Origin of the sequence: Agrobacterium sp. MA01 (assembly GCF_009650195.1) — a bacterium.
In the GTDB taxonomy this organism is placed as follows: domain Bacteria; phylum Pseudomonadota; class Alphaproteobacteria; order Rhizobiales; family Rhizobiaceae; genus Allorhizobium.
In genome coordinates this window covers 3,865,277-3,878,821 of sequence record NZ_CP045854.1, presented here as the reverse complement: position 1 = coordinate 3,878,821, position 13,545 = coordinate 3,865,277, and the positions used below count along the sequence as shown (strand labels likewise).

At 61.8% G+C, this 13,545-nt stretch carries 11 protein-coding genes; 7 read left to right on the top strand and 4 right to left on the bottom strand.

Annotated elements, in window-relative coordinates; all coding sequences use genetic code 11:
* The first annotated feature begins 27 nt into the window (after positions 1–27).
* From GH983_RS18535 to GH983_RS18505, 7 genes are all read left to right on the top strand, one after another.
* On the top strand, positions 28–2,241 hold the full coding sequence (locus tag GH983_RS18535; RefSeq protein ID WP_153763198.1) for a primosomal protein N': 2,214 nt from the start codon (positions 28–30) through the stop codon (positions 2,239–2,241).
* A 112-nt stretch (positions 2,242–2,353) separates the two neighbouring features.
* Positions 2,354–2,737 (top strand): DUF4345 domain-containing protein, encoded by a 384-nt coding sequence (locus tag GH983_RS18530; RefSeq protein WP_153763197.1) that lies wholly within the window; start codon positions 2,354–2,356, stop codon positions 2,735–2,737.
* Between the two features lie 263 nt (positions 2,738–3,000).
* Positions 3,001–3,567, top strand: a complete 567-nt coding sequence (locus GH983_RS18525) for a F0F1 ATP synthase subunit delta (protein WP_054150422.1) — start codon at positions 3,001–3,003, stop codon at positions 3,565–3,567.
* Positions 3,567–5,096 carry a F0F1 ATP synthase subunit alpha gene (atpA, locus tag GH983_RS18520; RefSeq protein ID WP_006724478.1) on the top strand — a complete coding sequence of 510 codons (1,530 nt, stop codon included), beginning with the start codon at positions 3,567–3,569 and terminating at the stop codon, positions 5,094–5,096. Before GH983_RS18525 ends, atpA begins: the two co-directional genes overlap by 1 nt.
* Positions 5,097–5,125: 29 nt before the next feature.
* The gene (locus GH983_RS18515) at positions 5,126–6,004 is read left to right on the top strand and encodes a F0F1 ATP synthase subunit gamma (protein ID WP_006724479.1); all 879 of its coding nucleotides are present in this window, start codon (positions 5,126–5,128) and stop codon (positions 6,002–6,004) included.
* Positions 6,005–6,028: 24 nt separating this feature from the next.
* A complete protein-coding gene (atpD, locus tag GH983_RS18510) occupies positions 6,029–7,492 on the top strand; it encodes a F0F1 ATP synthase subunit beta (RefSeq protein WP_054150424.1) in 1,464 nt (487 codons plus the stop codon).
* A 69-nt stretch (positions 7,493–7,561) separates the two neighbouring features.
* A complete protein-coding gene (locus tag GH983_RS18505) occupies positions 7,562–7,969 on the top strand; it encodes a F0F1 ATP synthase subunit epsilon (RefSeq protein ID WP_148166079.1) in 408 nt (135 codons plus the stop codon).
* A gap of 67 nt (positions 7,970–8,036) precedes the next feature.
* Here the strand turns inward: GH983_RS18505 and GH983_RS18500 are convergent, their stop codons facing one another.
* The 4 genes from GH983_RS18500 to GH983_RS18485 form a co-directional block, all read right to left on the bottom strand.
* Positions 8,037–9,656 (bottom strand): GMC family oxidoreductase, encoded by a 1,620-nt coding sequence (locus tag GH983_RS18500; protein ID WP_153763196.1) that lies wholly within the window; start codon positions 9,654–9,656, stop codon positions 8,037–8,039.
* A gap of 9 nt (positions 9,657–9,665) precedes the next feature.
* On the bottom strand, positions 9,666–10,883 hold the full coding sequence (locus GH983_RS18495) for a mandelate racemase/muconate lactonizing enzyme family protein (protein WP_153763195.1): 1,218 nt from the start codon (positions 10,881–10,883) through the stop codon (positions 9,666–9,668).
* A gap of 42 nt (positions 10,884–10,925) precedes the next feature.
* Positions 10,926–12,350: an aldehyde dehydrogenase gene (aldA, locus tag GH983_RS18490; protein WP_153763194.1), complete on the bottom strand. Its 1,425-nt coding sequence runs from the start codon at positions 12,348–12,350 to the stop codon at positions 10,926–10,928.
* Positions 12,351–12,451: 101 nt separating this feature from the next.
* Positions 12,452–13,378 carry a LysR substrate-binding domain-containing protein gene (locus GH983_RS18485; protein ID WP_236759262.1) on the bottom strand — a complete coding sequence of 309 codons (927 nt, stop codon included), beginning with the start codon at positions 13,376–13,378 and terminating at the stop codon, positions 12,452–12,454.
* Between the last annotated feature and the right edge of the window lie 167 nt (positions 13,379–13,545).

Genomic DNA, 13,545 nt, shown 5'->3' with positions numbered 1-13,545 from the left:
GATCCTCAGGGGGCAAGTTGCAGCCCGATGAAGGACGATTCGAAAAGCCTGTTCGGAGAACTGTTCGAAACACCGCGCCGCAAGGTGGTGCCGGTGCTCGTTCCCATGCCAGCACCAACGGCCTACAGCTACGCGGTGCCCGATGAGCTGACGGTGGAGCCGGGCGCGATCGTGCAGGTGCCGCTTGGGCCGCGACAGGTGATCGGTGTGGTCTGGGACGGCGGCGAGGACGCCAAGGTTGATCCGAAGAAGCTCAGGGAAATCACCAAGGTCTTCGACTGCCCACCGCTCGACCAGGACATGCGTACCTTCCTCGACTGGGTGGCTGCCTACACGCTCTCTCCACCGGGTTATGTGGCCCGCATGGCGCTTCGGGCGCCTGCCGCCTTCGATCCCGAACCGATGATCGAGGGGCTGCGCTATGCTGGATATGAGCCGGAGCGTCTGACGCCTGCGCGCCAGAAGGTTCTGGAGATGGCGGCCGATGGTCTCTCCTGGACGAAGAGCGGGCTTGCTCATGCGAGCGGCGTCTCGACCAGCGTCATCGACGGTCTCGTCAAGCAGGGCGTGTTCGAGCAGGTCTTCTTGCCGCCGCCGCCGCTGGTTGCGGCTCCCGATCCTGATTATGCAGAGAACCGTCTCGCGGGTCCGCAGAAGGACGCTGCCGAAGAGATCCTCGACAGTCTGCGCAAGGGTGGCTTTGCCGTTTCCCTGATCGATGGCGTGACAGGCTCCGGCAAGACGGAGGTCTATTTCGAGGCGATTGCCGAGACGCTGAAACAGGGCAAGCAGGTGCTGATCCTGCTGCCGGAAATCGCGCTCACCGCCAACTTCCTCGAGCGCTTCCAGGATCGCTTCGGCTCCAAGCCCGGGGAATGGCATTCGGATCTCGCGACCCGCACCCGCGAAAAGGTCTGGCGTCAGGTCGCGACCGGCGAGATCCGGGTTGTCGCCGGTGCGCGTTCGGCGCTCTTCCTGCCGTTCGAGAACCTTGGGCTCATCATCGTCGACGAAGAGCATGACCCGGCCTTCAAGCAGGAGGACCGCGTCTTCTATAATGCGCGGGACATGGCCGTTGTGCGGGCGCGCATCGCGAACTTCCCGGTCGTGCTCGTCTCTGCCACGCCGTCGGTTGAAAGTCAGGTCAACTGTATCGCCGGCCGCTATACCCGCATCCATCTGCCGACCCGCTTTGCCGATGCCGCGATGCCGGATCTGCACCTCATCGACATGCGGCGTGCGCCGCCCGAACGGGGCGGCTTTCTGTCGCCGATCCTGTTGCGATCCGTTGGCAAGGCGGTGGAACGGGGCGAACAGGCGCTTCTCTTTCTCAATCGGCGCGGTTATGCGCCGCTAACTCTCTGCCGCGTCTGCGGTCACCGCTTCCAGTGCCCGCAATGTTCGAGCTGGCTTGTCGAGCATCGGTTCCGTGGCCAGATCCAGTGCCACCAGTGCGGCTATCATGAGCCGACGCCGAATGCCTGCCCGGAATGCGGGACACTCGATCATCTGGTCGCCTGCGGCCCGGGGGTCGAGCGCATCGCCGAAGAAGTGGAGAAACACTTTCCCGATGCCCGCACGCTGGTGCTCTCGTCGGATATCGGCGGGGTCAAGCGATTGCGGCTCGAACTCGAGGCGATTGCCAATGGCGAGGCCGATATCGTCATTGGTACGCAGCTCGTGGCGAAGGGGCATAATTTCCCGCTGATGACGCTGGTCGGCATCATCGATGCCGATATCGGTCTGTCGAATGGGGATCCGCGTGCTGCCGAACGGACATTCCAGCTGCTCTCGCAGGTGACGGGTCGTGCCGGCCGTACCGGGCGCAAGAGCCTTGGTCTGTTGCAGACGTTCCAGCCTCAGCATCCCGTCATGCAGGCGATCATCTCGGGTGATGCCGCCGCCTTCTATGAGCGCGAAATACTGGAGCGCGAGCGGGCGCAACTGCCGCCTTTCGGTCGTCTCGTTTCGATTATCGTCTCGGCCGATAGCCGCGCCGAGGCCGAGGGGCATGCGCGCGGGCTGCGACAGGCCGCGCCCCATGAAAGCGGCATCATGATCCTCGGACCAGCCGAAGCGCCGCTTGCGCTCATCCGTGGTCGCCATCGCTTCCGACTGCTCGTCCATGGCCGCCGCAACAGCGACATGCAGGCCTTCGTCCGAAGCATGCTTGAGCGCGGGCCGAAAGAACGACGGTCGATCCAGGTGCAGGTGGATGTCGATCCGCAGAGCTTCCTTTGAGCTGATCGGTAAAGATTGCGTCGCATCACCTGCGAATTAGGGCTCGGAGCCATACCGCAGCCGCGCGTTTCGTGGCATAAGCCGCGCGGTTTGTTTCCAAGCGGGTTGATCCATGGAATTCTACTTTCCCATCGAACTCGGCGAGCAGCTCGCCTTTCTTGCGGCTTCTGTCGCAGCGCTTATCGGATGCTTTGTGCTCTTTGCCCCAGGCCTCACCCTGAAGGCGCTTGCGCTTGTTCCAGCAGAAGGCCGCCCGGAAGGGCTCGGAGCCGCGCGATCGATCGGCGGCTTGATCGTCGGCTTTGCCGGGACCGCGCTGCTGCTTGCCCAGCCGACCGTCTACTTGGCTTTCGGCGCCGCCGTCGGGCTTTCGGCCTTCGCCCGGGTCCTGTCCATCATGTCCGACCAGGGCAGCACCTGGCGCAACCTTCTCCTCCTGGTTGTGCAGGCGGTCATCGCTTCCCTCACCCTCGCCTATGTCTTTGGTCTGACTTGATCTTCGCTTTTCGAACGGGCTCAGCCGATATCTCGTCAATTTGACGCAGTTTCGGACAAAAAAAGCTCCAAGGCCTTGCTCTGAAGGATCAAACCGTTAATACGCGTGTTGCGAGTCTAGACCTGCTATGCTAGACGAACCGCGAAATTCGGAAAACGCAAGTGCAGCATGCTTGTGTTTTTGGGGAAAAACAAAACGATATCAGGAGCTTGAGAGGCCTCAATCGAGGTGTCCGGCCCCCTGGATCAAGATCAGGGAATTTTTTGCCCGTGGCAGACGCATCCCAAGTGATTTCAGGCGTGGCGGAGCGTTACGCATCGTCGCTTTTCGAGCTTGCGCTCGAAGCCGGCGTGCTTGACGCCGTCGCCGCCGATCTCAACCGTTTCCAGGCGATGATCGACGAAAGCGCCGATCTGAAGCGCCTGGTACAGTCGCCCGTCTTCACGGCCGAAGACCAGGTCAAGGCTATCAGCGCGATCGGCGAAAAGGCCGGTTTCAACGCGCTGGTGTTGAACTTCCTGAAGGTCGTTGCAAGCAATCGTCGCCTGTTTGCCGTTCCCGGCATGGTGGCTGCCTATCGCCAGATCCTCGCCCGTCACAAGGGTGAGATGACGGCTGACGTCACGTCTGCTCATGCCCTTTCGGCAGAGCAGGAAACCGAACTGAAAGCGGCGCTGAAGGGCGTTACCGGCAAGGAAGTTTCGATCTCCGTCACGGTCGATCCGTCTTTGCTCGGCGGCCTGATCGTCAAGATCGGCTCCCGCCAGATCGACACGTCCCTTCGCACCAAACTTTCCACCCTTAAGCTTGCACTGAAAGAGGTTGGCTGATGGATATCCGCGCCGCGGAAATTTCCGCAATTCTTAAAGATCAAATCAAGAACTTCGGCAAAGAGGCAGAAGTCTCTGAAGTTGGCCAGGTTCTGTCCGTCGGTGACGGTATCGCCCGCGTCTACGGCCTCGACAACGTTCAGGCCGGCGAAATGGTCGAGTTCCCGGGCGGCATCCGCGGCATGGCGCTCAACCTCGAAGCCGACAATGTCGGTGTGGTTATCTTCGGTGCCGACCGCGGCATCAAGGAAGGCGACATCGTCAAGCGGACCGGCGCCATCGTAGATGTTCCGGTTGGTCCGGAACTGCTCGGCCGCGTCGTTGACGCTCTCGGCAACCCGATCGACGGCAAGGGCCCGATCAACGCGACCCGCCGTTCGCGCGTCGACGTGAAGGCTCCGGGCATCATCCCGCGCAAGTCGGTTCATGAGCCGATGTCGACCGGCCTCAAGGCCATCGACGCCCTCATCCCGGTTGGCCGTGGCCAGCGCGAGCTCGTCATCGGTGACCGTCAGACCGGCAAGACCGCGATCATTCTGGACACCTTCCTGAACCAGAAGCCGATCCACGACAATGGCCCTGATAACGACAAGCTCTACTGCGTCTACGTCGCTGTTGGCCAGAAGCGTTCGACCGTCGCCCAGTTCGTCAAGATCCTCGAAGAGCGCGGCGCCCTCCAGTACTCGATCATCATTGCCGCCACCGCTTCGGACCCGGCTCCGATGCAGTATCTCGCACCGTTCGCCGGCTGCGCCATGGGCGAATACTTCCGCGACAACGGCCAGCACGCCCTGATCGCTTACGACGACCTGTCGAAGCAGGCCGTTGCCTACCGTCAGATGTCGCTCCTGCTGCGTCGCCCTCCGGGCCGCGAAGCTTACCCGGGCGACGTTTTCTATCTCCACTCCCGCCTGCTCGAGCGCGCCGCCAAGATGGGCGACGCTGCCGGTGCCGGCTCGCTGACCGCTCTGCCGGTTATCGAAACCCAGGGTAACGACGTTTCGGCCTTTATCCCGACCAACGTCATCTCGATCACCGACGGTCAGATCTTCCTTGAAACCGACCTGTTCTATCAGGGCATTCGTCCGGCCGTTAACGTCGGTCTGTCGGTTTCGCGCGTTGGTTCTGCCGCGCAGATCAAGGCGATGAAGCAGGTTGCCGGCTCGATCAAGGGTGAGCTCGCCCAGTATCGCGAAATGGCCGCCTTCGCCCAGTTCGGTTCCGACCTCGACGCCGCCACCCAGCGCCTGCTGAACCGTGGTGCCCGTCTGACGGAACTCCTGAAGCAGGCTCAGTTCTCTCCGCTCAAGACGGAAGAGCAGGTTGCTGTGATCTTCGCTGGCGTGAACGGCTACCTCGATAAGGTTCCGGTCAACCAGGTTGGCAAGTTCGAACAGGGTCTCCTCTCCTACCTCCACTCGGAAGGCAAGGCGATCCTGGACGCGATCCGCACCGACAAGGCGATCAGCGACGACACCAAGGGCAAGCTCAAGGCCGCCCTCGATAGCTTCGCGAAGAACTTCGCCTAATTCAGGCTCAAGCCAAGGACGGATAACGGATGCCTTCACTAAAGGATCTGAAAAACCGGATCGCCTCCGTCAAGGCGACGCAGAAGATCACCAAGGCGATGAAAATGGTCGCCGCGGCGAAGCTGCGTCGTGCGCAGGAAGCGGCCGAGGCTGCTCGCCCGTACTCGCAGCGCATGGGTGTCGTCCTGGCCAACATCGCGCAAGCCGTGGGTTCGGACGACAGCGCACCCCGCCTGATGACCGGCACCGGCAAGGACGACGTGCATCTGCTCGTCGTCTGCACTGCCGAGCGTGGTCTGTGCGGCGGTTTCAACTCGTCGATCGCCCGTTTCGCCCGTGACCATGCGCGCAAGCTCCTGGCTCAGGGCAAGACGGTCAAGATTTTCTGCGTCGGCAAGAAGGGCTACGACAGCCTGCGCCGCGAGTTCGCCGGCCTGATCGTCGAACGTACGGATCTGCGCGAAGTGAAGCGTGTCGGCTTCACCAATGCGGATGCCATCGGTCGCAAGGTCATCGGTATGTTCGACCGCGGCGAATTCGATGTCTGCACGCTGTTCTATTCCGAGTTCAAGTCGGTGATCAGCCAGATCCCGACCGCCCAGCAGATCATCCCGGCCGCTCCGGCCGAGGCTGCTCCGCAGGGTGGTGCATCGGCACTCTACGAATACGAGCCGGATGCGGCCGGGATTCTCGAAGATCTCATCCCGCGCAATATCTCGGTTCAGATTTTCCGGGCCCTGCTCGAAAACGTCGCGGGTGAAATGGGCGCCAAGATGAGCGCCATGGACAATGCGACACGCAATGCCGGTGAGATGATCAACAAGCTGACACTTTCCTACAACCGTCAGCGTCAGGCACAGATCACCAAGGAACTCATTGAAATCATTTCGGGCGCGGAAGCGCTCTGAGGTTAAGGAAAGAGGGTAAGATACATGGCTAAGGCAGCTACCCCCAAGTCTAAGGCGGTGAAGTCCGCAGCTGGTGCTCTCGGCAAGGTTACGCAGGTCATCGGCGCCGTCGTCGACGTCGCATTCGAAGGCGAACTGCCCCCGATCCTGAACGCGCTGGAAACCGATAACGGCGGCAACCGCCTCGTTCTCGAAGTCGCGCAGCACCTCGGCGAAAACCAGGTCCGCACGATCGCCATGGACTCGACTGAAGGTCTCGTCCGCGGCCAGCCGGTCAGCGACACGGGCGCTCCGATCACCGTTCCGGTTGGTCCGGAAACGCTCGGCCGCATCATGAACGTCATCGGCGAGCCGGTTGACGAAGCCGGTCCGCTCGTCACCGAAGGCCGTCGTTCGATCCACCAGGAAGCGCCTGCTTACGTCGAACAGTCGACGGAATCGCAGATCCTCGTCACTGGCATCAAGGTCGTCGACCTGCTCGCACCTTACGCCAAGGGCGGCAAGATCGGCCTGTTCGGCGGCGCCGGCGTTGGCAAGACCGTTCTGATCATGGAACTGATCAACAACGTTGCGAAGGCACACGGCGGTTACTCCGTGTTTGCAGGCGTGGGTGAACGTACCCGCGAAGGCAACGACCTTTACCACGAGATGATCGAGTCCGGCGTTAACAAGCACGGCGGCGGCGAAGGCTCCAAGGCTGCGCTCGTATACGGCCAGATGAACGAACCGCCGGGCGCCCGCGCTCGCGTTGCTCTCACCGGTCTGACGATCGCTGAAGACTTCCGCGACAAGGGCCAGGACGTTCTGTTCTTCGTCGACAACATCTTCCGCTTCACCCAGGCAGGTTCCGAAGTGTCGGCTCTGCTCGGCCGTATCCCGTCGGCCGTTGGTTATCAGCCGACGCTTGCTACCGACATGGGTCAGATGCAGGAACGCATCACCACCACGACCAAGGGTTCGATCACCTCGGTTCAGGCCATTTACGTTCCCGCCGACGACTTGACCGACCCGGCTCCGGCCACTTCGTTCGCCCACCTGGACGCAACGACGGTTCTGTCGCGCTCGATCGCCGAAAAGGGTATCTACCCGGCTGTTGACCCGCTCGACTCGACCTCGCGCATGCTTGACCCGCTGGTTGTCGGCGAAGAGCACTACGAGATCGCTCGTAAGGTTCAGACGACGCTGCAGCGCTACAAGTCGCTTCAGGACATCATCGCCATCCTCGGCATGGACGAACTGTCCGAAGAGGACAAGATGACGGTTGCCCGCGCCCGCAAGATCGAGCGCTTCCTGTCGCAGCCGTTCTTCGTTGCTGAAATCTTCACCGGTTCGCCGGGCAAGCTGGTGGCACTCGAAGATACGATCAAGGGCTTCAAGGGTCTGGTCAACGGCGACTACGACCACCTGCCGGAAGCAGCCTTCTACATGGTCGGCTCCATCGAGGAAGCCATCGAGAAGGCCAAGCGCCTGGCTGCCGAAGCTGCCTAAGTACAGGGACTGCCGGCACGCGGGATGACCTGCGTGCCGCTCCATCCTTCATCAGAGAAGTGAACGACCATGGCCGACAATTTCAACTTTGAGCTCGTTTCGCCCGAGCGTCTTCTGCTCTCCGAACAGGTGATCGAAGTCGTCATTCCGGCAACGGAAGGCGAAATGACCGTCATGGCCAATCATGCGCCGACCATGACGACCATCAAGCCGGGCGTCGTGACTGTGAAGCTCGCTTCCGGTCAGGTGTCCAAGTATGTGGTCTTCGGCGGTTTTGCCGACGTCCTGCCGACCGGCTGCACACTGCTTGCCGAATCCGCCGTTCCGCTTTCGGAAATCTCGCCCGACACGCTGACCAAGCGCATCGACGAGGCCCGCAAGGAACTGGAAGGCGTCGAGCATCACGAGCACCGCACCAAGCTCGAGCAGTACCTCGCCGAGCTCACCAACCTGAACGGCGTTCTCGTTGCCGCCTGATCGGCTGCTGACGGCTGACAAGAATTGAAGCCGGGCCTTTGGGTCCGGTTTTTTTCATGCTCGGATGTCAGACGGTTACGGCGTCTTCCAGGATCATCGCGGCCCCCTTTTCCGCGACCATCATCGTCGGCGCATTGATGTTGCCGGCGGTAATGTTGGGGAAGACAGAGGCGTCGACGATGCGAAGACCCGTAACGCCATGCACCCTGAGGCGCGCATCCACCACAGTCTCCTGTGGATCTGCTCCCATCGCGCAGGTGCCGCACAGGTGATAGATCGAGCCACTGTTGCGGCGGAAATAGTCGAGCAGCTTGTCATCGGTATCGGCAGCCTTGGAGGGCGACACTTCCGCCCAGACCCAGCCGTCAAGCGCCCGCGCGTCCGCGATGCGGCGCATCAGTCGGCTCCCCTGCAAGACTTCCTCCACATCGCGATCGGTCGAGAGATAGTTTGGTCGAATCAGCGGCGCTTCCGATGCGTCTGGCGAGGCGATGGTCACGGTCCCCTTGCTTGTCGGACGGCAGGCGTTGAAGGCGATCAGAAAGCCCGGATAGGGCTCCGGTGTCAGGCGGGCTCTAGGACTGTCCGGGATCCTATAGGACAGCGGGTTGAAGTAGACCTGAATGTTTGGCCGTGTCTCCTCAGCTGATCCCCGGAAGAAGCCGCCGGCCTGATTCACGCTCATCGCGAAGGGGCCGCTGCGCTTCAAAAGCCACATCAGGCCGAAACGGGCCTGACCGATAAGGCTCGCGAAATCGCCGTTCAGCGTCGGCTGTTTCGAGCGATAGTAGAAGCTGGCGCAGAGATGGTCCTGGAGGTTCCGCCCGACGGCCGGCAGATGTTTGCGCGTCTCGATGCCCTGGGCAAACAGCGTTGCTCCATCGCCGAAACCTGAAAGCTGCATCAGCTTCGGTGTGTCGACGGCCCCTGCCGCCAGGATCACCTCGCGGCGGGCGCTGAAGCTACGCAGCCGGCCATGCTGCATGACCTCGATGCCCGACACCCTGCCGTCCGTCTCGACTAGCAGACGCCTTGCATGGGCCTCGCGCTCGATCGTCAGGTTTGATCGTTTGAGCGCCGGGCGCAGATATTCGGCGCTGGAATGCGAACGCTGGCCGCGCCTTGTATTGACGTCGTAGACGCCGGCCCCTTCAAGCGTCTCGCCGTTGAAATCCTCGTTGAGCGGGATGTCGAGCTCGTTACAGGCATCGAGGAACGCGTCACTCACCGGATGCGTTGCGCCACGCATCGGTGTCACATGGATCGGGCCGCTTCCGCCATGCCAGCGGCTTTCGCCACGGGCATGGGTTTCCAGCTTCCGGAAGAAAGGCAGCACGTCATCGAAGCCCCAGCCCGGGTTTCCGGCGTCGCGCCAGTCGTCGAAATCCTGGCGCGCGCCACGGACGAAGACCATGGCGTTGATCGAGCCGGAACCGCCCTGCACCTTGCCACGCGGAGCATAAATGCGCCGACCGCCGAGGTTTGCCTCCGGCTCCGTGCGGTACATCCAGTTGACCTTGGGATTGTAGTAGCTCTTCGCGTAGCCGACCGGGATCTTGAACCAGAAGGACTTGTCCTCGCCACCGGCCTCGATGAGCAGTACGGAATGACGCCCGCTTTCGCTCAGGCGACTGGCCACGATGCAGCCTGCCGAGCCTGCACCGACCACGATGAAATCGAAGATCATGGGATATCCTCAGCCCTTGGCCGGTGCGAAGGCTTTCACGTCTGCATGCTCCGCCGCCATCTGCAGATGCAGCCGGTCGCCGGTATAGGGCGTGTGCCTCGCGATGACCTCGTGGTTCAGTTCGATGCCGAGACCCGGCTCGCGCGAGGGGATGAGGTAGCCGTCGTCGAAGCCGAGCTTTGTCTTCAGCACCTCGGCGTGGAAGCCGCCGAAATCCATGATCGCCTCATGGATGAGGAAGTTCGGGCAGGTTACCGCAAGCTGGATCGACGCCGCCGCTCCGACCGGGCCGTTGTAGAGATGCGGCGCGATCTGTGCATAAAAGGACTCGGCCATCCCGGCGATCTTTTTCGCCTCCAGCAAGCCGCCGACGCGAGCGACATTCATCTGCAGGATGGAGGCAGAGCCAAGCTGCAATACTCTCTGGAATTCGTATTTCGTGGTCAGCCGCTCACCCGTCGAGACGGGGATCGAGGTGGCGCGGGCGACTTCCGCCATGGCCGCTTCCTGGCCGGGCGGAACGGGCTCCTCGAACCAGAGCGGATCGTATTTCTCCAGCCGCTTCGCCAGGCGGATGGCGGAGGAGGGCACCATCTGGCCGTGGGTGCCGAAGAGGATGTCGGCGCGGTTGCCGATGGCATCACGGATCTTCTGGCAAAACTCCTCGCAACGATCCATGACCGGCAGCGACAGCTGGTGACCGGAATAATTGGTGTAGGGGCCGGCCGGATCGAATTTCAGACCGGTGAAGCCGGCCTCGACCATGCGGATCGCCTCTTCGGCGGCAAGATCCGGATCATTGTAGTCGTATTCTCCGGCTGAATTCTTCGGATAAAGATAGGTATAGGCGCGCAGCTTGTCGTGGACCGGGCCGCCGAGCAGATCGGCGACCGGTCGTCCGGCTGCCTTGCCGATGATGTCCCAGCAGGCGATTTCGAGACCCGAGATGATCCCGACCATGGTCGGATCCGGTCGCTGGGTAAAGCCGCTCGAATAGGCCGCGCGCCAGAAGCGTTCGATCTGGTGCGGATCGTGACCCTCAAGATAGCGGGTGAAGACGTCTTCGACGAGGACCGCGATGCCTGAGGGATGGAAGGCGGTCGAATAGATTTCACCGACGCCTGTGATGCCGCAAGCTGTCTCAAGCTCGACGAAGATCCAGTACATGCCGCCGATATGCGGCGCGGGCGTTGCGACAACATGTGTCTTGAGCGAAGCGACTTTCATGGATGCCTCCGATGAAGAATTCTTGAGCCGGCTAATTGGTGATCAGTGTTTGAGAATGACGAGGCGCGTCTGGGTGAATTCCAGCATGCCGTGTTTGCCGTCGTCGCCGCCGAGGCCGGAGCGCTTCCAGCCGGCGTGGTAGCCCTGGTAGGGATCGGCCGGGAAGCGGTTGATATAGAGTTCACCCGCCTCGATCTCGTTCGCGGCCTTCATCACCTTGCGATAGTTCTCGGTGAAGACGACCGAGGCGAGGCCGAACTGGTGGTCGCTCGCCATGGCAAGCGCATCATCGAAATCGGTATAGGGGATCACCGCCAGCACCGGCCCGAAGACTTCCTCCTGAACGATCTCCATGTCCTGGCGGCAGTCGGAGAGCAGTGTCGGCGGATAGAAATAGCCGTCGCCCGGCGGCAGGAATCCGCCCGTCTCGATGACGGCACCATCGGCCTTGGCCCGTTCGACCATGTGGTGAACCCTGAGGCGGGCTGCAGCATTGGCGAGCGGTCCCATGCGGGTCGGATCCTCGGCCCGATCGCCATAGTGGCGGCGTTCGAAGGCATCCTTGAGCTTTTCCAGAAGCGTGCCATGCACGGAGGCATGCACGTAAAGCCGCTCGACGGAGGTGCAGACCTGGCCGCAATGGGCGGTCTTGGCCGCCAGCACGCTTGTCGTCACCACGTCGAGATCGGCATCCGGCTCGATGATGACAGGCGTCTTGCCGCCGAGTTCCAGTGAGGGCTTGGCGATGTTGGCCTTGCAGTAGTCCAGAACCGTCTGACCGGCGGCAACGCTGCCGGTCAGGGTGATCATGCCGACCTCACGGCGCGTCGCCATCACCTGGGCCACCTCGTGGCTCATGGCCATGATGCTGACGAGGCCTGCGGGAAGGTCTGCTTCCTTGATCGCTTCGGCGAAGACGAAGGCCGATGTCGGCGTGTTGTTGCTCGGGCGCACGACCACGGCATTGCCGGTGATCAGAGCCGGCGCGATCTTGCGGACGAGCGTGTAGATCGGGAAGTTGAAGGGGATCAGGCAGGCGACGACGCCGATCGGTGCACGCTTCAGCATCAGCGTTTCATCCGGCGTATCGCTCTCGATCACCTCGCCCTCGACGCGGCGCGCCCATTCGGCATGGTAGCGCATCAGCTCAACACCGTAGCCGGTTTCGGCCACGGCATCGTCAAGGCTCTTGCCGGATTCCTGCGCCAGTGCTGCGCCGATCTTTTGCTGATGGCGCTCGATGGCATCGGCGAGCCGGCGGAGTGCATTGCCGCGCTCGATGGCCGGCAGGCGGCCCCAGGGTTTCTGGGCAACAGCGGCAGCGTCCGCCGCCTCGATGACATCGGCTTCGGTCGCCGAGGTGACCGACGCAAAGACCCGACCATTGGCGGGGTTCTTCACCTCGATCGTCTGGCGTGGCCCCGTCTCGCGAAACGATCCGGCAATGAAGTTCTGGAAGGTAGACATGGCAGGCACTCCGACAACGGACAGTCTGCCCAAGTAGGAAGCCGGGCTTGCCTCTTCGCAAGCGACTTATTGTCGGGTTGAGCATTCCAAAAAGGAATGTTTCAGGCGCTCGCTTGCCTCAGCAGGGCCACGGAGCTTCCGTCGATTTCCTGGCTCAGCCAGCGTCTGAACGCTCCGACATGCGGGGATTGTGCGCTGTCGGTTCGAGTCACAAGCCAGTAGGACTCATGCCCCTCGACTTCGACGTCCAGAACCTGGGTGAGGGCACCCGTCTGCATCAGGGGCGCCACCATTGAGCGGTCCGCCACTGCAACGCCCAGTCCATTGCATGCGGCTTCGATGACGAGGTCGAGAAGATCGAATTCCAGTCCGCCCTGCGTGTCGGTTTCCGTCATGCCCGCCGCGTCGAGCCAGCGCTGCCAGGTGAGATAACGCTGGTCGGCGGAGGCCAGAACATGGAGGAATGTGAAGTGGGAAAGGTCGATGGCCTCTCCGTCGCGCAAGTCCGCCAAAAGGTCGGGAGCGCAGACGGCAATATGCCGTTCGGTAAACAGGCGTTCCGACTTGAGGCTTGGCCATTCCCCATCACCGAAGCGGATGGAGCAGTCGAGCATCCCCCGTTCGGAAAGATTGTCTTCGAGGTCTGTGGTGATGCTCAGATCGACGTCGGGCAGGATGGCTCGGAGGCTCGTCAGGCGTGGCATCAGCCAGCGTTTGGCAAATGTCGGCGGCACGTTGATCCGCAGACGGCGCTTGTTGCTCTTCTCGCGAATATTGCGGACCGTCATCTCCACCGTGTGGAAAGCCTGCTGCAGCGAGGCGAGCAATTCTGTACCGGACGGCGTCAGTTCCAGGTGATGGTGCCTGCGGATGACAAGGGGCTCGCCGAGCTGCTCCTCGAGATTGCGCACCTGACGGCTGACGGCGCTCTGGGTGAGGTTCAGCAATTCCGCTGCACGCGTGAAGCTGCGGGTCTGACCGACCACCTCAAATACCTTCATCGCGGATAGCGCCGGCAGTCGTCTCATGATCCCTCGTGATGCTCCTATGAGCCTTTGATGATTAAATCAGAGGCCACAGACCTGCGCCATGCAGTTTTGACGCGAATGTGTCATGCTTTCCGGTATAGCTGATTGAAAGTGTCGGGTGACCGATGAGATAAGGATCCAGAATTTTATGCTTTCGGGGGAATCGG